The 21,021-nt window shown below is 59.6% G+C and carries 15 protein-coding genes; 14 read left to right on the top strand and 1 reads right to left on the bottom strand.

The window, feature by feature from the left end:
• The 7 genes from Asbog_RS06720 to Asbog_RS06690 all read left to right on the top strand — a co-directional run bounded on the left by Asbog_RS06720 (window position 1) and on the right by Asbog_RS06690 (window position 12,104).
• Window positions 1–3,156 (top strand): efflux RND transporter permease subunit, encoded by a 3,156-nt coding sequence (locus tag Asbog_RS06720; protein ID WP_023977255.1) that lies wholly within the window; start codon window positions 1–3, stop codon window positions 3,154–3,156.
• Window positions 3,153–4,637: an efflux transporter outer membrane subunit gene (locus Asbog_RS06715; protein WP_171840670.1), complete on the top strand. Its 1,485-nt coding sequence runs from the start codon at window positions 3,153–3,155 to the stop codon at window positions 4,635–4,637. The genes Asbog_RS06720 and Asbog_RS06715 overlap by 4 nt, the downstream gene beginning before the upstream one ends.
• A 76-nt stretch (window positions 4,638–4,713) precedes the next feature.
• Window positions 4,714–4,995: a hypothetical protein gene (locus Asbog_RS06710; RefSeq protein ID WP_051395777.1), complete on the top strand. Its 282-nt coding sequence runs from the start codon at window positions 4,714–4,716 to the stop codon at window positions 4,993–4,995.
• A gap of 185 nt (window positions 4,996–5,180) precedes the next feature.
• The gene (locus Asbog_RS06705; RefSeq protein WP_083510753.1) at window positions 5,181–6,467 is read left to right on the top strand and encodes a TolC family protein; all 1,287 of its coding nucleotides are present in this window, start codon (window positions 5,181–5,183) and stop codon (window positions 6,465–6,467) included.
• A complete protein-coding gene (locus Asbog_RS06700; protein WP_062164537.1) occupies window positions 6,464–7,753 on the top strand; it encodes an efflux RND transporter periplasmic adaptor subunit in 1,290 nt (429 codons plus the stop codon). The genes Asbog_RS06705 and Asbog_RS06700 overlap by 4 nt, the downstream gene beginning before the upstream one ends.
• 2 nt (window positions 7,754–7,755) lie before the next feature.
• Window positions 7,756–10,908 carry an efflux RND transporter permease subunit gene (locus Asbog_RS06695; RefSeq protein ID WP_062164536.1) on the top strand — a complete coding sequence of 1,051 codons (3,153 nt, stop codon included), beginning with the start codon at window positions 7,756–7,758 and terminating at the stop codon, window positions 10,906–10,908.
• A 143-nt stretch (window positions 10,909–11,051) separates the two neighbouring features.
• Entirely contained in the window at window positions 11,052–12,104 is a 1,053-nt protein-coding gene (locus Asbog_RS06690; protein ID WP_023977261.1) for an NAD(P)-dependent alcohol dehydrogenase, read from the top strand.
• A gap of 92 nt (window positions 12,105–12,196) precedes the next feature.
• Here Asbog_RS06690 and Asbog_RS06685 read toward each other — a convergent pair whose 3' ends face one another.
• Window positions 12,197–13,012, bottom strand: coding sequence for a DeoR/GlpR family DNA-binding transcription regulator (locus tag Asbog_RS06685; protein WP_062164535.1), 816 nt, complete (start codon window positions 13,010–13,012; stop codon window positions 12,197–12,199).
• 294 nt (window positions 13,013–13,306) lie between these two features.
• Between Asbog_RS06685 and Asbog_RS06680 the strand changes: the two genes are divergently transcribed.
• From Asbog_RS06680 to Asbog_RS06650, 7 genes are all read left to right on the top strand, one after another.
• On the top strand, window positions 13,307–15,028 hold the full coding sequence (locus Asbog_RS06680) for an FGGY-family carbohydrate kinase (RefSeq protein ID WP_083510752.1): 1,722 nt from the start codon (window positions 13,307–13,309) through the stop codon (window positions 15,026–15,028).
• Window positions 15,029–15,101: 73 nt separating this feature from the next.
• Complete coding sequence (locus Asbog_RS06675) at window positions 15,102–16,793, top strand: glycerol-3-phosphate dehydrogenase/oxidase (protein ID WP_062164534.1); 1,692 nt, start codon at window positions 15,102–15,104, stop codon at window positions 16,791–16,793.
• Between the two features lie 29 nt (window positions 16,794–16,822).
• A complete protein-coding gene (locus Asbog_RS06670; RefSeq protein ID WP_062164533.1) occupies window positions 16,823–17,779 on the top strand; it encodes a hypothetical protein in 957 nt (318 codons plus the stop codon).
• 189 nt (window positions 17,780–17,968) lie between these two features.
• Window positions 17,969–18,733, top strand: coding sequence for a triose-phosphate isomerase (locus Asbog_RS06665; protein ID WP_062164532.1), 765 nt, complete (start codon window positions 17,969–17,971; stop codon window positions 18,731–18,733).
• Window positions 18,730–19,557 carry a DeoR/GlpR family DNA-binding transcription regulator gene (locus tag Asbog_RS06660; protein WP_062164531.1) on the top strand — a complete coding sequence of 276 codons (828 nt, stop codon included), beginning with the start codon at window positions 18,730–18,732 and terminating at the stop codon, window positions 19,555–19,557. The genes Asbog_RS06665 and Asbog_RS06660 overlap by 4 nt, the downstream gene beginning before the upstream one ends.
• A 22-nt stretch (window positions 19,558–19,579) precedes the next feature.
• Entirely contained in the window at window positions 19,580–20,047 is a 468-nt protein-coding gene (locus Asbog_RS06655; RefSeq protein ID WP_023977267.1) for an RpiB/LacA/LacB family sugar-phosphate isomerase, read from the top strand.
• Window positions 20,048–20,079: 32 nt separating this feature from the next.
• A complete protein-coding gene (locus Asbog_RS06650; RefSeq protein ID WP_062164530.1) occupies window positions 20,080–21,006 on the top strand; it encodes a substrate-binding domain-containing protein in 927 nt (308 codons plus the stop codon).
• Window positions 21,007–21,021 lie beyond the last annotated feature (15 nt).

Genomic DNA, 21,021 nt, shown 5'->3' with positions numbered 1-21,021 from the left:
ATGTCTCGTTTCTTCATCGACAGACCGATCTTCGCCTGGGTTATCGGGCTGATCATCATGCTGGTGGGTGGCGTCGCCATCTTCAGCATGCCGATTGCCCAGTACCCCTCCATCGCTCCACCACAGATCGCGATCACGGTTGATTATCCCGGCGCATCGGCCGAGACGGTGAACAACACCACTGTCCGGCCGATCCTGCAGCAGATGTTCGGCCTTGATCACCTCGAATATCTTTCGGCGTCATCCTACGGCAGCGGCCATATGGAAATCGACCTGACCTTCGCGCAGGGGACAAACCCTGACATCGCGCAGGTGCAGGTGCAGAACAAGTTGCAGCTGGCACAGCCGCGCCTGCCGACAGAAGTCGTCAACCAGGGCCTGAGCGTCACGAAGGCCGTGAAGAATTTCATGCTCGTGCTCGCCTTCATCTCGACCGACAGCAGCATGTCGGGTCAGGATATTGCCGATTACGTAGCCTCGAACGTATCCGATCCGCTGTCGCGCGTTTCCGGTGTGGGTGACCATACGCTGTTCGGTTCCGAATACGCGATGCGCGTATGGATGGACCCCAACAAGCTCTATAAATATTCGCTCAATGTCAGCGATGTTCAGACAGCCATCCAGCAGCAGAACATTCAGGTTTCCTCGGGTGAACTGGGCGGTCTACCCTCCACCAAGGAAATCGGCTTTGACGCAACGATCATCGGTCCGACCCGCCTCAGTGAGCCCGAGCAGTTCAAGAAGATCGTGCTCAAGGTACAGCAGGACGGTTCTCAGGTACTGCTCAGCGATGTCGCCCGTGTCGAACTGGGTGCGCAGAACTACAACCTGACCTCGTTCTACAACAACTTGCCAACGGTCGGTATGGCGCTCAAGCTCGCGCCGGGTGCGAACCAGCTGACAACCGAGACGGCGGTGCGCGCCAAGGTTGCCGAGCTCGAAAAATTCTATCCGCAGGGCCTCAAGACGGTTTACCCGCTCGATACCGAGCCGTTCATCACCCTGTCGATCAAGGAAGTTGTCATCACGCTGCTCGAAGCCATTGCGCTCGTGTTCGTCGTGATGCTGATCTTCCTGCAGAATTTCCGCGCCACGCTCATTCCGACAATCGCCGTGCCGGTGGTGCTTCTGGGCACTTTCGGTGTGCTCTCGGCCCTTGGCTTTTCCATCAACACGCTGACCATGCTGGCCATGGTGCTCGCCGTCGGCCTTCTCGTCGATGACGCGATCGTGGTGGTCGAAAACGTCGAGCGCGTGATGAGCGAGAAGGGGCTGTCGCCCAAGGAAGCCTCACGTCAGTCGATGGACGAAATCACCGGTGCTCTCGTGGGTATCGTGCTTGTTCTTACTGCCGTGTTCCTGCCCATGGCCGCGTTCAGCGGTTCGACCGGCGTGATCTATCGTCAGTTCTCGATCACTATTGTTGCGGCCATGTGGCTTTCGGTGCTGGTGGCCACGATCATGACCCCCGCGCTGTGCGGCTCCATGCTCAAGCCCACCCACAAGGAGCACAAGACCGGACCGATTGCCTGGTTCAACCGCAATTTCGATCGCATGACCAATGGCTACCTGAACGGTGTGCGTCGCCTGGTGCGCAGCCGTCTGGTCAGCATGCTCATCTTCGCGGTCTTTGCGATCGGCGCTGTGTTCCTGTTCCTTCGTGTGCCGGGCGGCTTTCTGCCGGAAGAAGATCAGGGGATTATCTTCGGTCAGGTCACCATGCGTCCGGGTGCCAATAATGCCCAGACGGCGGCGGTCAACCGCAAGATCACCGATTACGTGATGCACAAATACGGTGATATCGCGCAGTCCGTCTTTGCCATGAACGGCTTCAACTTTGCCGGTCAGGGCCAGAGTGCGGGTGCCTTCTTCATCCGTCTCAAGCCGTGGGATGAACGACCGGGTTACAAGAACACCACCATGTCGGTGGCTGGCGAAATCATGAAGCACTTCTGGATGGACCCGGAAGCAATCATTTTTGCCATCAATCCGCCTGCCGTGATGGAGCTCGGCAACGCAGCGGGCTTCGATCTCGAGCTTGAGGATAACGGGCATCTCGGTCACAAGGCCCTTCTTGCCGCTCGTAACCAGGTTCTGGGCGAAGCTGCCAAAAACCCGCGTCTGATGGCTGTGCGCCCGATGGGCCTTGAAGATCAGCCCCAGTTCCATCTGGATATCGACCGTGAGCGTGCCAACGCGCAGGGCGTGACGAATGCCGAGATCAACACCACCATCCAGGGTGCGTTTGGCTCGATTTACGTCAACCAGTTCATGCGAAGCGACCGTGTCAAACAGGTCTATATCGAAGGTGAAGCCTGGGCGCGCATGACGCCTGAAGACCTCAATAAATGGTATGTGCGCAATACCGCCGGCAACATGGTGCCGTTCAACTCCTTTGCCACGGGTAACTGGATTGTCGGTCCGCAGAAGGTGGAGGACTATAACGGTCTGAACTCCTTTGAACTGCAGGGTCAGGGCGCACCTGGCACAAGCTCGGGCGATGCCATGAAGGAGATGGAAAAGATCCTGTCCCATCTGCCCAAGGGTATCGGGTATGAGTGGACCGGCATTTCCTACGAACAGGTCGCATCCAGCGGTTCGACTGGCCCGCTCTACGCACTCGCGGCCATCGTCATCCTGCTTTGCCTTGCCGCGCTTTATGAAAGCTGGGCCATTCCGCTTGCAGTGCTGATGGTGCTGCCACTTGGTGTGCTCGGCGCGATTGGTGCCACGCTCTGGCGTGGTCTGGATAACGACGTGTATTTTCAGGTGGGCCTGCTGACCACGGTCGGTCTCTCGGTCAAGAACGCCATTCTGATTGTCGAATTCGCTAAAGAATTCTTCGAGCAGGGTGACTCTCTTGAAGATGCCGTTCTCAAGGCGGGTCGCGAGCGTCTTCGCCCGATCCTGATGACTTCCATCGCTTTCGTCTGCGGCGTTTTCCCGCTGGCCATTGCGACTGGGGCCGGGTCGGCGGCACGTGTGGCCATCGGTACCTGCGTGGTCGGCGGCATGTTGTCCGCAACCTTGCTGGCCGTCTATTTCGTCCCGGTCTTCTTCGTGGTGATCCTGCGTCTGTTCAAGGTGACACGCATGAAGGATCGCGTTGATCCATACGAACACCGCAATGAAGCTGCGCGAGGAGAGGGCGCATGAGCCTTTTGACCAAAACCGGATCGGTGGGCGCCCTGCTGGCGTTCACCATGCTCGCTTCATGCGATCTGGCCCCGAAATACCAGCGCCCAACCCAGCCCGTGCAGAATGCCTATCCTGCCGATTCCGGGTCGACGCAGGCCCTCCGCGGTCAGGCAGCCTCGGATATCGGCTGGAAGCACTTCTTTACCGACGCAAGACTGCGCGCGTTGATCGAACTTGCCCTGCGCAACAACCGCGACCTGCGTAGCCAGGCAGCAGCGATCATGGAGGCTCAGGGCAGTTACGAGGTCCAGCATGCCTCACTGTTCCCCCCCATTGGGGTCACAGGGCAGGGCCAATATTTCGCCCCCTCAGAAACGGCAGGCTTTTCCTTCGCCCCTGGTCTGGGGCGCGGCACGTCGATGCTACGTTATTACGGCGCCAATATCGGATTCTCGTCTTACGAGGTCGATCTATTCGGCCGTATCCGCAACCTTTCCCGCCAGCAGGCGGAAGAGCTTCTGGGCTCGCGCATGAACGCGCAATCCGTGCTGATCAGCATGGTAGCGCAGGTGGCCAACACCTATCTGCAATGGCTGGCCGATCGTGAACTCGTGCGCGTGACTGACCAGACCCTGACATCGCAGAGCGACACGCTGCGCCTGACGCGCATGAAATACGATCATGGCGAGGCTGATGCCCTGACGCTGGCCCAGACGCAGACCCAGGTCGAGCAGGCGGCCAGCAACAAGGCACAATATGAGCGCCAGATGGCGCAGGACGAGCATCAGCTACAACTGCTCGTTGGTGTGCCTCTGCCTGACACTTTGCCGCCGCCGCAGCGTTTCGGAACCCAGACCCTTATGGCAGATCTGCCTGCGGGCCTGCCTTCCGACCTGATCGGCCAGCGCCCCGATATCCAGTCGGCGGAACACAACCTGATCGGTGCGAACGCCAATATCGGTGCAGCACGGGCGGCGTTCTTCCCCAAGGTCACGCTCACGGCGCAGGAGGGGGTCAGCTCGTTGCAGTTCCGCCATCTCTTCACGCCCGGCGCGCAGACATGGTCGGTTTCGCCCAACATCACCTTCCCGATCTTCACATGGGGTCAGAACGAGGGCAACCTCAAGATCAGCAAGGCGCGTCGCCTTGCCCAGATCGCCACCTATGAAAAGACGGTTCAGACGGCCTTCAAGGAAGTGTCTGATGCCCTTACGGCGCGCGAGACCTATCTCGCGCAGGACAGTCACCTCAAGAGCCTCGTCCAGTCTTCGCAGCAGGCCTTCGATCTGGCGATGATGCGCTACAATACGGGTATCGATCCCTACCTTACGACCCTGACGCAGCAGCGCAGCCTGTATAACGCGCAGCAAAACCTCATCAATGTGCAATTGGCCCGTTACCAGAATCTGGTAACGCTCTACCGGGCACTCGGTGGTGGCTGGAGCGCCAGTGATGTCGCAAAGGCACAGGCCATGCCCGGTGCCGCAAAACAAGGTTGATACAGGAATAGCTTTGATGAAACAGTCAGCGCCGCTTCGTCTCTTCCTCTGCGCCCTCGGCGCAGGGGCGGTGCTCATGCCCGCCCTTGCCACGGCGCAGGATGACGATGACGACAAGAAGAAGCCGGATATGCATCAGCTGGCCCGCTCCTCCGCCTTGCCCAAGGCAGAGGCCGATTTCAGCATGTTCAAATACCGCCCGCCAGGCGACAAGGTTATCGAGCAGGCCGACGCCCACCGTATGCTGTTCAAACGTCCCGACGGCACGCCGGACGGCTATGCCCAGCGCCGAGGCAATGCGATCATCTATTACGATCGCGCCGGCAAGGTTTCGCACGTGCAGCCCATCGACGAGTGAGCGGGGCTGAACCGTCGAGCGGGTAATGAGCTAAGGCCTGTACGGCGTGATGCCTGCCCATGACGGCAACATGATGGTCGGGATTACCTGATCCTTTCCATCATGTTGCCTATTTATTATTTATTTTATCGTTCAGCCAAGTTTTGTCGTGGAGCGATGCTCATATCCGCCTAAGATCATCCATCATGTCAGTGATTCTTCGGCAAAAACGGGCTCTCAGGCGCCGTCAGCTTCCCCTCGGCCCGATACGGGCCAGATGCTTACTCGCATCCTCCCTCGTTGCTGTCGCAGCACTTGCGCTCGCGCCCGGCGCAAGAGCCGAGAGCTTTCACGAGGCCATCCAGCTTGCATGGGACCGTGACCCGGCCAACCAGTCGTTTTCCGTCGATGCCACGGCGTCACACAAGAACGCTCGTGCCGCGCAGTCATGGTTTCCTGATGGGCCGATCGTTGCCGGGCAATATCTCGATGACCATTTCATCGGTACCAATCTTGGCTACACAACCTATCAGGGCAGTATCAGCGTTCCCCTCTGGCTCCCCGGTCAGGGCACGGCCACCGTGCGCAACGCGCTGGCGGATGAAGCGGTCGCCAAGGCCCGGATCAAGGTGCAGCATCTTCTGAGCGCTGTGCGCATCCTCGATCTCGCCAGCGCCGCGACATTGCTCGAAAAAAAGATCGGCAATCTGCGCGCGACCAGCGATCTCCTCGAACGCGTGGTGCAGAGCTCTCATCAGGGTTTGCGCGCCGGTGAAATTGCGGCGGCTGATTTTGACGCTGTGGTGGGTGAGAAGGGCGATTTTGATGCGCAGATTGCCCAGTCAGAGCAGGCTCTTGAAAACAATCGCGCCGAACTTGAGGCCCTCACCGGGACTGACGAGATCCCCGATATCCTGTCGCTCGACGGTCGTATCCTGGGCACGCAGAACCTGACACTCGACCCCACTCGCGACCCGCGTATCGAGATGGCTGCGGCAGTCTCGCGCAGCGCTAAGGCAGCGTATTCGCTGGCGCGCCACTCCTACATGCCCAACCCGCAACTTGGCGTACAGGTGGTCAAGCAGGGCCAGTACGGCAGCCCGTGGGACACTCAGGTGGGTGTCCAGTTCTCGATGGCGTTGCCAAGCGAGGCACGTAATACGCCAATGGTCATGAAAGAGGTCAAGGCCATGGGTGCGGCCGAGCGCGATGCCATACTGGCGCAGCGCAAGGTCAAGACCGAATACCGTCAGACACGCGCCAGCCTCAGCTCAGCGCTGGCCATGCTGCGCAATGCCTCATCGGCGCGGCAGGCACTCGATGCCCGCGCCCATGACCTTGAACATGCGTGGAGCGTCGGTGAAACGCCGGTCATCGAATATCTTCGCGCACGCCGTGCGGCGCTCGAAGCCGGACAGAGGAACGCCGAAGCCGATGTCATCTGGCATGCCGCAATGATCAGAATGAGCCTGATGGCCGGAAACTACCCATGATAATCAACCCCACGCGCCGCCTGTCTGCGCGTTATCGCCGCGCTCTCCTTGCCCTTACCAGCCTGTCATTCGCGCTCGTACCCGAGATCGGGCTCGCACAGGCCGGGCCAGTCTCGACGCCTCCCGGCACAGTCAGCGCGCCGAGTGCCCCAAGTGCCCCGGGTGCAGAGAGCGGACCGCAGAGCCCTGCTGACTGGCCGAATGCACCCATTGCGATTTCGCGGGAGGCACTCAGGCAGGAAGGTATTCATACCGCCGTAACGCGTCAGGGGGCATTGCCACCGCATGTCGATGTGCCTGCCTATATCGATCAGGATGACCGACGCAGCGCCCGGATTCACCCGGTGGGGCAGGGACGTGTGCAGAGCGTTCTGGTGACGCCGGGTGAGATCGTCAAAAAAGGTCAGGTGCTGTTTACCTATGACGATTTCAGCCTGAGCGATGCTCATCAGCGCCTCCTTTCGGCCGAAGCTGCGGTTCAGCAGGCCCGCGCCCTGCGCGACGATGCCCGTCTGTCCTATGATCGGGCCCGCGCCCTTCAGGGCGGCGCCATATCGCAGGGTGAGGCCCAGCGTCGCCGGTCGCGCCTTCAGGACGCTGAGGGCACGGTCAAACGCAGCGAGGCCATTGCGCAGAATGAGCGCGAAAGGCTGGCCCGGTTCTCTTCATCGTCTGAAAAGACCGAGGGGCTCCATTCATCCGTCATCTCCCCGATCGATGGCATCGTGAACAAGATTGTGGTGGGTGTGGGGGAGGAAGTGTCCGGCCGTGCCGCGCCAGCCGTCGAAATTGACGATCTTTCCCGGGTCTGGGTGGTCTCGCAGGTTGGTGAGCAGCAAGCGACGCATCTGAGCCGGGGTGGGAGACAACTGACTTGGCCGGCTCCTGACGCCAGACCCATCGAATCACGCATCGACCTGATTGAGGGCAGTGTGGACCCGATGACCCGCCATGTGCTCGTGCGCAGCCTCGTGGATAACAGCAAAAGGCAGCTCCGGCCCGACATGCTCGTCAAGACACGGCTCTTTTCGACCGAAACCGTGCATGGCATCGTGATCCCGGCCAGCGCCATACAGAAAATCGGCTCGCAGCCCTGCGTGTTTGTCCGTCTGGATGACACACATTATCAGGCGCGCAAGGTGACGACCGGCCCTGATCTCGATGGGCGGATTGTCGTAACGCAGGGGCTGAAACCCGGCGAAACAGTCGTGACGGATGGCAGCTTCGTTCTGAAGTCACAGGCCCTCCTGGCCCCCGAACCCAATCACGGCGAGGGCGGTCAGTAACCATGAAATTCATGCTCGCCCTCCTCAAGGGGCGCGCCGCCATACTCGGTGCGGTCGTCCTTCTCATGATCGCCGGGATCGCGGATCTGCGTTCGCTCTCGGTTGAGCCGGTGCCGGATATCTCGCCCCGGCAGGTGCTCATCTCGGTGCGCGCACCCGGCCTGCCGACAGAGGAGGTCGAGCGCCTGGTGACTTTCCCTATAGAAACCGTCATGTCCGGTATCGTCGGGGTGGATTCCATGCGCTCGGTCTCACGTACCGGCGTTTCCGTGCTCTATCTGCAGTTCAATGACGGCACCGACATCTACAGGGCGCGCGAGCTGGTGGCGCAGCGGCTCGATCAGGCCCGCGCCGCCGTGTCTGTACGCAATCTCGCCATCACGATGGGGCCGATGGCCACCGGCATGGGCGAGATCCTGCAGCTCCAGATTCACGGCGAGGGTCGCTCACTGGCCGCGCTGAACCGGATCATGACGTGGAACGTCGTGCCCAAGCTGCGCCTGATCCCCGGTGTGATCGATGTCAACATCAATGGTGGCGCGTCACAGACCTACCAGGTCGCGCTCAACCCCATGGCGCTGCGTCAGTTCCGGGTTTCGGTGTCGGATGTGTTCAACGCGGTGGATCGTGACAACGAGGCCGCCGGGGGCGCGTGGATCGAGCATAACGACGAGCAGAACATCATCGTTGGGCGCTCGCTGATCGACAGCCTGCATGAGCTGGGCGAGGTGCAGGTGCGCAGCATGCCCAATGGCGGCGTGGTCCATGTGCGCGATGTCGGCACTGTGCGTGAGGGGCGTCTCCCGAGGCTCGGCGGTGTCACGCGCGATGGGGAGGGCGAAATCGTCAATGCCGTAGTCCTGTTGCAGCAGGGGGCCAATGCCAAGGCCACGCTCTCACGCATCAAGGCTGCCCTGCCTCAGATCATTGCCTCACTTCCTGAAGGCGTGACGCTCGAGCCCTATTACAGCCGCGCCACCCTGACTGATGTCACCATTCACACCGTCAAGGAAAACCTTGTCCTCGGCGCGATCCTCGTACTGGTCGTGCTTCTGGTCGTGATCGGCGACTGGCGTGCTTCGCTCGTGATCATTTCGGTCATCCCGTTTTCTCTGGTGGCCGCAATGGTGGGTATGCGTCACCTCGGCATTTCCGCCAATCTGCTGAGCCTTGGGGCCATCGATTTCGGGATGGTGGTCGATAGCGCCCTCGTGATTGTCGAGAGCGTGCTTTCCAGTCAGGCGGGTGACGACGTACCGCTTACACGGCGTATTGCCGAGACCGTGCGCTCGGTGGCGCGACCGGTCATATTCGCCATTCTGATCATCATCATGGTCTATCTGCCGGTGCTCACGCTGGAGGGCGTTGAGGGCCGAATGTTCCGCCCCATGGCCCAGACGGTCATCCTCGCGCTTATTGCGTCGCTGATCTACGCGCTGATCGCCGTGCCTGCTTTTGCGGAACTGATCATGAAGATCAAGCCTCATCACGCGTCCGCGCACGAAACCCATAATGAGGCGCATCCTTCTGATACGGAGGCGCTGACAGGAACCGAGCACGACACCTTCTTCATTCGCTTTCTGCGCCGCGGTTTCGCGCCGGCCTCGCGCTGGTGCATGGATCACGGGCGTATGGTGGTGGGCATCGCCCTGCTGGTGCTGGTGGTTTCGCTTGGCCTGACTACGCGGCTGGGCGGTGAATTCATCCCGCAATTGCAGGAAGGTGATCTGATCGTCACCTCGACACGTCTGCCTGGCATCTCGCTCGACGCCTCGCTGCGTGCCATCACCCAGATCGAGAAAACACTCAGGCAATTCCCTGATATCCGGATGCTGGTCAGCAATAGCGGTACCTCCGCCATACCGACCGATCCTCAGGGCGGCGAGCAGTCTGACACCTATGTTCTGCTCAAGCCGCGCAGCGAGTGGAAAACCGCCACAACACAGGAAGGGCTGATACGCGCCTTCGATGCCGCCTTGCGCAAAAACAACCCCGGCTCGCTCTATTCATGGAGTCAGCCTATCCAGATGCGCATGGATGACCTGCAATCGGGTGTGCGCTCCCAGATTGCCATAGGCATCTATGGTCCGGACATCGACACACTGATGAAGCTCGCCAGCCAGACGGCCCGCGTAGTGGATTCAGTCAATGGTGCTGCCGACGTGGCCCCGCAGGATGTCGGCACGATCCCGTATCTGCACATCGATGTGGATCGTACCGCCGCAGCGCGGTTGAACGTCGATACATCCGAAGTGCTGGATGTCGTGGAATCCATCGGCGGCCATGTAGGCCCTCCAGTCTCGCTGCAGGATGCGCTGATCCCCACCGAAGTGCGCATCATGGCAGAATCACGTGATGATCTGAACGATATCCGCCTGCTGCCCGTGCTGACCCGTGACGATCACTCGGTAAGGCTCGATCAGGTGGCCGACATCACCTTGCGTGACGGTCCGGCGGCGATCCGGCGCAACCAGGGAGAGCGTCGGATGATGGTACAGGCCAATGTGCGTGGCCGCGACCTCAGCTCCTTCGTTCAGGAAGCGCAGAGCGCGGTCAAAAGCCAGATCAAGCTTCCGCCGGGTTACAGGATCGAATGGAGCGGCCAGTTTCGCAATCTGCAAACCGCGGTGGCACGTCTGGAAATTGTCGTCCCGATCACACTGGTCCTGATCTTCTGCCTGCTTATCCTTGCCCTTGGCGATATCTGGCTGGCGGCTCTGGTGTTCGTTAACCTGCCTTTCGCGGCAACCGGCGGTATCATTGCCCTCTGGGTTCGTGGCATGCCATTCAGCATCTCGGCTGGTATCGGGTTCATCGCTCTGTTCGGTGTCGCGACGCTCAATGGCGTGGTGCTGATTTCCTATATCCGTGACAAGCGGCTTGCGGGGTTCGACGCTGTTACCGCAGCCGTCACCTCGGCGCGGGAGCGTTTCCGCCCTGTCATGGCAACAGCCACGGTGGCGTGTCTCGGCTTCTTCCCGATGGCCTTTTCCATGAGCGAGGGCGCCGAGGTGGAGAAGCCGCTGGCGAGTGTTGTGATAGGGGGACTGATCTCCTGCACCGCTCTGACGCTTCTTGTTTTGCCAACTCTTTATATAAGGCTCTCGGCCTGGCGTGAGCGCCGGACCCAGGCCAGTTCGGCCCCGGCTGAATAGACACTCTGCACAGCGGCAGGAAATGAACTTGCGAGCCCAACGAGACGTTAACACCGAAGGCTTATTGGCAGACACCCCAGAGACGGCGATCGTCCTTGGGGTGTTTGACGTTCCTCTGCCCAGGGCCAGGATGGAGAATCTCGATGCTTTCCTGTATCGGTTACGGGGCACAAGGTGCCTCTGAGCGCCTCGCTCCCTTCAAGTTTGATCGTCGCGACACCGGTCCTGACGATGTCCGTATAGACATTCTCTATTGCGGCGTTTGCCATTCCGACATTCATCAGGCTCGTAATGAATGGCACAACACCATCTATCCCTGCGTGCCCGGCCATGAAATTGTTGGTCGCGTCAGCGAGGCTGGCGCGTCTGTCAGCAAGTTCAAGGTTGGCGATCTGGTTGGCGTAGGTTGCATGGTTGATTCATGCCGCGAATGTGCCAGCTGCAAGGAAGGTCTCGAGCAATATTGCGAGGTCGGCTTTGTTGGCACCTATAACGGTGAAGACCGTCAGGGACGTGGTATCACCTTCGGCGGCTACTCCAAGGCCGTAGTGGTCGACCAGGGATTTGTTCTCAAGGTTCCGGAAAACCTCGAACTCGCGGCTGTCGCGCCCCTGCTTTGCGCTGGTATCACGACCTACTCACCGCTCAAGCACTGGAAAGTTGGCCCAGGCCAGCGCGTGGGTATTGTTGGCCTTGGCGGGCTCGGCCACATGGCCGTAAAGTTCGCGCGGGCATTTGGTGCCGAGGTGGTTCTGTTCACGACATCGCAAAGCAAGGTCGAGGATGGCCTGCGTCTTGGCGCGCATGAGGTCGTGCTCTCCAAGGACCCGGAAGCGATGGCGAAGGAAACGGGTCGCTTCGACTTCATCCTCGATGCAGTGGCGGCCGATCATGACATCAACGCCTATCTGAATCTGCTCAAGCGCGAGGGAACGCTCGTTCAGGTAGGCGCTCCCGAGAATCCGCTCCCCGTCAGCGTATTCAGCCTGATCATGAAGCGCCGCAACTTTGCCGGCTCGCTGATCGGCGGCATTGCCGAGACGCAGGAAATGCTGGATTTCTGCGGCGAGCATGGCATCACCTCGGATATCGAGATGATCGCGATGGATGAGATCGAAAACGCCTATTCGCGCATGCTCAAATCGGATGTGAAGTATCGCTTCGTCATCGATATGGCGACGCTCGAAAACGCCTGATTGTGGTAAGGGGCCGGGCAGGGGACGCTACCCGCCCGGCCTCAACGCTGGCTTACGCTGGAACGACCATGCACGCCGGCTGACGAGAAGCTTCAGCAGATCTCGACGGGAATACCAGCGGCTTCAAGATCTGACAGCGTATCGGATTTGATCTGGCTATCCGTCAGAATACGGTCGAATTCCTGCAGCGATGTCAGGCGGTGCAGACCGCCCTGCCGGAACTTGGTGCTGTCCACCAGAAGTACGCATTGATCGGCAATATCCATCAGGGCACGCTTGACCTTCACGACATCCTGATCGTTCTGGAAAGCCGTGTCACCCGAGATCACGGAGGTGGACATGAACATGATATTGCCGCGCAATGAGCGCGCAGCCTGCTCGCACACCAGCCCGAAGAACGCGTTGCGTGAGTTGCTGTAATCCCCCCCCAGACAGATGATCTTGATACCGGGGAAAGGGGCCAGAGCCTGAACGACCCCGACCGCATTGGTAATGACCGTCAGCGGTGCCCGGGCAGGCAGCAACGGCAACATCTCGGCAACAGTGGTCGAGTCATCTAGAATAATGACCTGGCCGGGCTCAATCATCGACACGGCACGCTGGATGATCGCCTTCTTCAGATTGGCGGCGCGATGCTGACGATAGGCAACGTTTTTCTCGGTACGGGCACGGTTCTTGAGCGTGATTCCGCCATGGATCTTGTCAATCAGCCCCTGACTTGCCAGCGCATGGGCATCACGATGAATGGTCATACGGCTGACATCGAAATGCTCCGCCAGAAACTCGATGCTCGCATTACCCTGCTCGAACAGCAGATCGAGAATCTGCTGCTGACGTGATTTCAGGTTCTGGCGCTTGATCCCGGAAAAACCGTCGAGCGCGGCTGCTGGCTTGGGGTCATCACTCATCTTGAAGAACTGCCTTTGACAGATTTTGCTTTGTTCCGATGGACCAAGCAGACCAATCGATAGATAACAAAAATATCACAAATATCTCATGTCAGCAAGAGAGGGTTGTGCCTCAGCGCGTGGCTTTCTCAACCAGGGCAACAACTTGTCATCACGCTCAACAGGCAGTGATCGGCTGCGCGATGACACAAATCGTATCATATATCGCACTGCATTGTGATTATCGAAACATTTACGGACGGTTTAAGTCTTGTAGTCAGATCACCACCCCTCTTGCCAGAACGGAGCCTGGTCATGAGCACAGGATATCTGATCGGGATCGATTGCGGTTCGTCGAGCGCCAAATCTGTGATTTTCGCAACAGATGGCAGGATCGTCGGTCTCGGGCAGGCGCGCGTCGCGCAGATCACCGATACGCCGCGCCATGTCGAGCGTGATATGCCTGCAACCTGGCGCATTGTCGCTTCTACCATACGTGACGCGCTGGCCGATGCAGGGCTGACGGGCACCGATATCGCGGGCGTAGGGGTCACGGCGCATGGTGACGGACTCTTCCTGCTCAACCGAAACAAGCAGCCCCTCGGTCACGGCATCATGTCGCTTGATAGCCGCGCCTACGGTATTCATGACGGGTGGAAGCGCGAAGGGCTGCTCGATCGCCTGATGCCGGTGGCCGGGCAGCGCCCCTATCCGTACTCCGCCACCACATTGCTTGCCTGGATCAAGCGCCACGAACCCGAGCGTTTTGCCTCGATTGGAACCGTGTTCTTTGCAAAGGACTGGCTGCGTTACTGCCTGACCGGAGAGATTGCCACCGATCTCACGGAGGCAAGCACCGCCTTTACTGACCTGCACAGCCAGAGTTACAGCCCTGATATCCTCTCTGCGCTCGGTCTGTCGGAAATCTCCGCCGCCCTGCCACCCATGCTTGATTCATGCGCCCTGGCAGGCACGGTAAGCGCCGAGGCGGCGGCCCTGACAGGCCTTGCTGAGGGCACGCCCGTTTCTGCTGGCCTGCATGATGTAATCGCGGCCGCTGTCGGGTTGGGTCAGGTTCGCCCCGGTGACATGACCGTCACAGCCGGAACGTTCTCCATCAACGAGGTCCTGCGTGACCGCCCGGTGATCGGGACCGAGTGGGCCTGCCGCGCTGGCTACCGCAAGGGCTTGTGGAACTGCATGGCGATCTCGCCTGCGTCGGCCAGTAATCTGGAGTGGATGGCACGTTACGTGGCACCTGACGATCCCGAGGCTGCCGCGAGGCTCATCGAGGCGACCATCGCCAAATTTGCGACGGGCCGCACCGAGCGTCAGATACCGCTCTACCATCCCTACCTGTTTGGCTCCCCCTTCGAGACGCCGGCCACCGCCTCTTTCCTCGGCGTCCAGTCCTGGCACGACAGGGCCGATCTCTTCCGCGCGATGATCGAAGGTACGATATTCAACCACCGCCACCACGTGGAGGATCTGCTGCAAACGGGCGGGGTGCGTCAGATCGGCATTTCGGGAGGAGGCAGCCGCCGCCCGGAAATTGGCCAGCTTTTTGCCGATATCCTCGGCCGCCCTGTCATGACGTCTCCCTTGAGAGAGGCCGGCGCCCTCGGCGCAGCCCTGACAGCCGCTGTCGCCTGTGGTCTTGCTCCTTCACTGGAAGAAGCCGTGGACGCGCTGCATATGCAGCCGCGTCAGTTCGAGCCCGACGCCGCGCTCGCGCGATACTATGACGCCGTTTATGGCCGCTATCTGGCCATAGCTCGCGTGCTCGAGCCCTTCTGGCCATCCCTGCACAGCGATCAGAGTGATGATTACCCGAAGGCCGAGCCCCAGCACGAAAAGCTGCCTGAAAATCTGGCGGCTGGAGCCACGACCTCACCAGCAATGCCCGGGAGCGGACAGGTTGTGCCTCCGCCCTCGGAGGCCGCAACAGCCCCGACCATCACACAGACCCTGACCGCGGCAATCGCCGCGATTCAAGCGCCTGCCGTCCCGATCGGTTCGATCCCTTTGCAACATTGAAACGCCCGATCACGAACGCCCGCTCTCGCTCAATCATGAAAATGCTCAAGACAATACTGGACCCGAACACCCCATGACCCATTCTGCCGAACATCTCGACTCAGCCCATTTCGATGTGACGATCATCGGTGCTGGCATAAACGGGGTCGGCCTCTTTCGTGAACTGGCCCTGCAGGGCGTTAATGTCCTGCTCATCGAACGCGAGGATATCTGTGCGGGAGCCTCTGCGGCTCCTTCGCGCCTCATTCACGGTGGAATCAAATATCTCGAGACAGGGGAATTTCGTCTCGTGGCGCAGTCCACGCTCGAGAGAAACCTGCTGCTTCGCAATGCCCCGCATCTGGTCACGGCGTTGCCAACGGTGATCCCGATCCACTCATGGTTTGGCGGCATTGTCCCTTCAATCAAGCGGTTTTTCCGCCTCAAGAGCAAGCTTGCGGATCGCGGGGTCCTGATTACCGAGATCGGTATGCAGATCTATGATTTCCTTGGGCGACGGGCCAGGGTGATGCCCCGCCATTCGCTCACGCTTGGCAAGAAAGTCCGGCAGAACTGGCCGCATATGACCCGCAAGGTCATCGCGACCGGGCGCTATTACGATGCAGCCATTTCCCAGCCTGAGCGGCTCGGGTTTGAATGTGTGGAAGACGCGCTCAAACTGAATCTCGGCTGCGCCATCAAGACCTATAGCGAGGTTGAGGCATTCAGTGAGGGCACCCTGACCTTGCGTGACCGCCTGACCGGCAGCAAGGAGCAGGTACGAACCGACCTCATCGTAAATGCGGGCGGCGCGTGGATCGACAGCGTCAATGCCGCGCTGGGGCTTACGACGCGCTATATCGGTGGCACCAAGGGGTCCCACCTCGTCATCCGTCACGAGGGCCTGCTGCGCGAGCTCAACGGGCAAATGGTCTATTTCGGCACGGCCGACGGGCGTATCTGCCTGGCTTATCCCTTCCTCGGGCACATTCTGGTCGGATCGACTGACATCCCTGTAAAGGATCCCGATACGGCGCAGTGCTCACAGGACGAGCAAGCCTACATGCTGCGCATGCTGTCCGAACTGTTCCCCGGGTTCACCATCGGTGAGAGCGATGTGATCTATCGCTATTGCGGGGTCAGACCGCTCCCCGCCAGTAATGCTGATGATCCTGGTGCAATCAGCCGCGATCACATCATCCACACGGATTACGCGGGCATCACCCCTGTTCTGTCGCTGGTTGGCGGAAAATGGACCACATTCCGTGGACTGGCGGAAGAAGTGGCCGACAAGACACTCTGCATGCTGCACAAAAAGAGAGTCTGCTCTTCCCGTCAGCGTCCGATCGGAGGGGGGACGAATTATCCGTCCTCGCGCAAGAAAGCAGCCTATCTGCGTCAGCTTGCCAGCAGACATGGCCTGACCGAGGCCCGTGCAGCGCTGCTGTTCGAGCGCTATGGCACTATAGCGGAACGGGTGGCGGAATATTGCGCGCGAGCGCCCGATGCGCCGCTCGCGAGCCTTCCCGAATACACACGCAACGAAATTCTCTATGTGGCAGACGAAGAACTCGTGCGCAGCGTCAACGATATTGTTTACCGACGCACGCCAATTGCCCTGCGCGGTGCGCTCAATCGCGCTGTCATCGACGAGATATGCACGCTCATCGCAACCCCGCTTGGCTGGTCGGAGGCTGAACGCAGCACCCAGGCTGAAACATGCTGGCATATTGCGCGCGAACAGCATGGGGTGACCGATAACAGCGCCGTCGCACAGGCTGCCTGAGGAAGAATGCGCGGCTTGAGAGGATATTCATGAACCGGTTCCGCCAGAAGCTTGCCCGTATGAGGGCCCAATGTGACACACGCGACGACTTCATTCTGGTCGATGCACGTGACGCGGATATGGCCGGCGGCATGTCGGCCTTCTGCCGCCCCGGTCAGGGGATGATGACCAAGGCCGAGTTTCTCGCGGACATCCATAATGTCGTGTCGCATGACCTGGTGGACATGGTTCTGGTATCAGTATCCACCCATGAGGATCTTCTGGCGTCGCACCTCACAACGCTGCGCGACATACAGCTTGCCGTGCGCGCCAATGACAGTTCGGACCTCTGGCGCATCCGCGCCGGCACCTATGAAAGCCAGAAATCGCTGCCTTTCAGAACCGCTACGCTCGATCAGGCGCTCTGCCATTTCGGCCTGTATTCGCTGACTTTCAACGGCGAGGCCAGCCACGATGTCATGGTTCTGGACCAGTTCAGGGCCTTTCGTAGGGAAGCACGCGAAACAGGTTTCGAGTATTTTCTGGAGGTCTTCAATCCCAACCAGACGGATATCGATCCCGGCGATTTCGGCGATTTCCTCAACGATATGATCACACGCTGTCTGGCAGGAATGCGTCGCGATGAAATGCCGCATCTGCTGAAAATTCCGTTCAACACGACGGAGAGCCTGTCGTCCCTATGCCGCTTCGACCCACGTATGGTGATTGGCATCATGGGGGGCGGAAGCGGCACCACACGCGACTGCCTGGAGTTGCTTGGTCAGGCGCAGCAGGCGGGGGCGAGGGCCGCGCTTTTTGGTCGCAAGATCCTGCACGCCGAAGACCCGGTACTGATGCTCGGCATGATGAGAAGCGTGACCGATGGTGTTCTAACGCCCGCTCAGGCCGTGGAATTCTACCATCAGGGCCTCGCGGAACGAGGGATGACACCGCGTCTTTGTGTCCGTGACGATTGTGAGATCACAGAATTACGGCTTTCAAGATAACATCAGGCATAAATCGTCAAACCGCTGAAACAATACAATATACTCCAGAAATCTGCCTTTTCAGTCAATCCGTTCATATCAATGTGAACGATCATAGTGATATTTTCTCTATAAAAATGTTAAAGCCTCCCATAGAGTAACATTAAGACGTTACGAACCGGCCGTCGCGCTGTGCAGAAAGAGGAAGCAATGCCCCAAAAGTCGCTCTGGGTCGGAACAAGCTGGAAGATGAACAAGGGGCCAGGGGCTGCCCGCGACGCGGCCGCTCGGATTGCCGACATGGCGGTGCCTGACACGATCACCCCCTTCGTCATTCCCCCGTTCACCTCACTCGAAACCGTCGCTGCCCGTCTCGAAAACACGGCCTGGCATGTCGGTGCGCAGAACATGCACTGGGAGGAAGAGGGCGCCTGGACGGGTGAAATCTCCCCTCGCATGGTGCGCGAGTGTGGGGCAGACCTGATTGAGCTTGGCCATTCCGAACGACGGGAGCATTTCGGCGAGACCGATATCACGGTCAACCTAAAGGTGCGCGCTGCCATCCGTCACGGCCTGCGGCCGCTCATCTGCATCGGCGACAGCGCCGAGGAATATGAGTTCAACGTGACGCACGAAACCCTGGCACGCCAGACCAAGATGGCGCTTCACGGTCTGACAACGGATGAAATCACTACGGTGCTTCTTGCCTATGAGCCAGTCTGGGCAATCGGCGCGAAGGGCAGGGCGGCCGAGCCGGAATTTGTCGACATTGCCCATAAGCGCCTGCGTCATGTGCTGATCGAACTCGTTGGAGAAGAGCAGGCGCGGCGTGTGCCCCTTCTCTATGGCGGGAGTGTCTCGCTCGACAACGCCGCCCGTTACACGGCACTGAGCGATGTGGATGGTGTCTTCATCGGTCGCTCGGCCTGGGATCCCTCGGGGCTCGAGGCCATCATCAGGTCTGTTGCGTCATGAGCGGCGCGACCGGGGTCGAGAGCAAGGCCGTCTCGGCCAGACGACGCGAGATTCTGGACTACGTGCTCGAAAACGGGGGTGCGCAGATCGAGGAACTGGTGGACCGTTTCTCGACCAGCCGCATGACCATCCATCGCGACCTCCATGCCCTGTCCGAGCAGGGGCTGGTGCGCAAGGTGCATGGCGGTGTGACCATGCTAGCCAGCGGCGTGATGGAAACAAGCGTCGTCCATCGCATGCGCCGTGCCTCGCGTGAAAAACAGGCCATTGCCCGCCTCGCAGCAGGATTTATCAAGGCTGGCGATATCATCGCACTCGATGATTCCACCACCTCGCGCATCCTGTCTGAAAACCTGCCCTCGGGCATGCCGCTCACTGTGCTGACAAACAGCATGGGAATTGCCACGCAGATTGCAGGCGCACGCGATATCAGCCTGATATCGCTGGGCGGCAAATATCACCCCCGCTTCGATGCCTTTCTCGGCATCCTGTGCGAGCAGGGAACCAAATCACTCAGGGCCAATACGCTCTTCATGTCCGTCTCTGCCGTGCGCGATCTCGGCGCGTTCCATCAGGAGCAGGAGATCGTCAAGTGCAAGATGGCCCTCATGGGAATTGTCGATCGTCGCATCCTGATGATCGACAGCCAGAAATTCGATGTGACCGCATTGAACCGTCTGGCCAGCCTTTCTGACTTTGATGTCGTGATCACCGATTCAGGTGTGTCCGAAAGCCAGAAGAACCGAATGCTTGATGCTGGCATCAACCTGCATGTCGCCCATCTGGATGACGCAGCGCCCACCTCGCATTCTCCATCCCCCTGAAACACGATCAAGGAAAACGATCATGAAAATTGCAGTTGGTGGCGACAGCGCCGGTGAAGGTCTGGCCCAGCAGATCGTGGCGCATCTCAAGGCCAAGGGTGTCGATGCGGTCGATCTCTCGCGCCCCGTCGATGCGAAAAGCGAGCTTTATTCCGAACTGAGCGAGCGCGTGGGTCACGCCATTCTTTCCGGCGAATATGAGCGCGGCATCCTGTGCTGCGGCACCGGTATCGGGGTCGCGATTTCGGCCAACAAGATCCCTGGTATCCGCGCCGCTCAGGCTCACGATGCGTATTCGGCCGAGCGCGCCGCCCTGTCGAATAATGCCCACATCATCACATTGGGCTCACGCGTCGTCGGGGCCGAACTGGCCAAGACGATTGTCGATTCCTTCCTAGCGAAAGAATTCGACCCGGCAAGCGCTTCCAAGAAGAACGTCGATGGCATCGACGCTCTCGACAAGAAGTATTCGCCAAACGCCTGCAAGTAATGGATTAACACGACCACATAAGGTCTGATTTCATGAAAAAAGTCCTGCTCGCTACCGCATCCCTCCTTCTCGCTCCGTTGGCCGCTCATGCGGCCCCGGAGAACGGGCCGATGCGTTTCGTCATGATACCGAAAGCCGTGCATCCCTGGTTCGACAAGGCCAATAATGGTGCCCAATCGGCTGCCCAACTGCTCAGCAAGGCAACCGGTCGCACCATCACGGTGGAATATCGTGCACCGCAGACGGCCGATGTCTCGACCCAGAACGACATCATCGAACGGGCCATTGCGACACATCCCGATGGTCTGATCCTCGATCTGCTCGATGAGAAGGGCAATCGCTCGACCATGCAGGAAGCGGTTGACGAGAAGATCCCGATGACGGTGTTCGACTCCCTCCCTCCCGAAGGCATGGATATCACGGCAGTCGGGGCGGATTTCTGCGAGCAGGGCACTCTGGCAGCCGAACGGCTTGCCAAGCTGATCGATCACAAGGGCGAGGTCGCCATCATGATGGGTGTGCCAACCGCCCCCAATCATGCATTGCGCGCCCGTTGTGAACTCAAGGTGTTTGCCAAATATCCCGACATCAAGGTTGTTGCCACAGGCATCGACAATGACAGCATCGAGACGGCTCAAAAGCAGGCTTCGGCCATCATGCAGGCCCACCCCAATCTCGGCGGCTGGGTAGCCTGTGATGCGGCCGGCCCCGTGGGTATCGGCCAGGCCATCCGCGAGAGTGACAAGGTGGGCAAGGTTCAGGAAGTCGGGCTCGATAACCTGAGTGACATGCTCCAGCTCATCAAGGACGGTGTGGTGGATTCCTCGGCCTCGAGCCGCCCTGAAATGCAGGGCTACTGGGCCGTAATCGCCGCCTGGCAGAAGGCGATGGGCCAGCAGACGCCCAAGAACATCGATACCGGTATCGACATCATCACCAAAGCGACTCTCACCAAGTAAGCGATGGGAGCAGGG

Origin of the sequence: Asaia bogorensis NBRC 16594 (genome assembly GCF_001547995.1) — a bacterium.
Taxonomy (GTDB): domain Bacteria; phylum Pseudomonadota; class Alphaproteobacteria; order Acetobacterales; family Acetobacteraceae; genus Asaia; species Asaia bogorensis.
The sequence above is the reverse complement of the archived record's forward strand: the minus strand, read 5'-3'. Positions and strand labels throughout refer to the sequence as shown.

Coding starts and splice junctions, on each gene's coding strand:
- Asbog_RS06720 (WP_023977255.1), top strand. CDS start 1: ATGTCTCGTTTCTTCATCGACAGACCGATCTTCGCCTGGGTTATCGGG.
- Asbog_RS06670 (WP_062164533.1), top strand. CDS start 16,823: ATGAACCGGTTCCGCCAGAAGCTTGCCCGTATGAGGGCCCAATGTGAC.
- Asbog_RS06660 (WP_062164531.1), top strand. CDS start 18,730: ATGAGCGGCGCGACCGGGGTCGAGAGCAAGGCCGTCTCGGCCAGACGA.
- Asbog_RS06700 (WP_062164537.1), top strand. CDS start 6,464: ATGATAATCAACCCCACGCGCCGCCTGTCTGCGCGTTATCGCCGCGCT.
- Asbog_RS06675 (WP_062164534.1), top strand. CDS start 15,102: ATGACCCATTCTGCCGAACATCTCGACTCAGCCCATTTCGATGTGACG.
- Asbog_RS06685 (WP_062164535.1), bottom strand. CDS start 13,012: ATGAGTGATGACCCCAAGCCAGCAGCCGCGCTCGACGGTTTTTCCGGG.
- Asbog_RS06705 (WP_083510753.1), top strand. CDS start 5,181: ATGTCAGTGATTCTTCGGCAAAAACGGGCTCTCAGGCGCCGTCAGCTT.
- Asbog_RS06710 (WP_051395777.1), top strand. CDS start 4,714: ATGCCCGCCCTTGCCACGGCGCAGGATGACGATGACGACAAGAAGAAG.
- Asbog_RS06665 (WP_062164532.1), top strand. CDS start 17,969: ATGCCCCAAAAGTCGCTCTGGGTCGGAACAAGCTGGAAGATGAACAAG.
- Asbog_RS06650 (WP_062164530.1), top strand. CDS start 20,080: ATGAAAAAAGTCCTGCTCGCTACCGCATCCCTCCTTCTCGCTCCGTTG.
- Asbog_RS06655 (WP_023977267.1), top strand. CDS start 19,580: ATGAAAATTGCAGTTGGTGGCGACAGCGCCGGTGAAGGTCTGGCCCAG.
- Asbog_RS06680 (WP_083510752.1), top strand. CDS start 13,307: ATGAGCACAGGATATCTGATCGGGATCGATTGCGGTTCGTCGAGCGCC.
- Asbog_RS06715 (WP_171840670.1), top strand. CDS start 3,153: ATGAGCCTTTTGACCAAAACCGGATCGGTGGGCGCCCTGCTGGCGTTC.
- Asbog_RS06695 (WP_062164536.1), top strand. CDS start 7,756: ATGAAATTCATGCTCGCCCTCCTCAAGGGGCGCGCCGCCATACTCGGT.
- Asbog_RS06690 (WP_023977261.1), top strand. CDS start 11,052: ATGCTTTCCTGTATCGGTTACGGGGCACAAGGTGCCTCTGAGCGCCTC.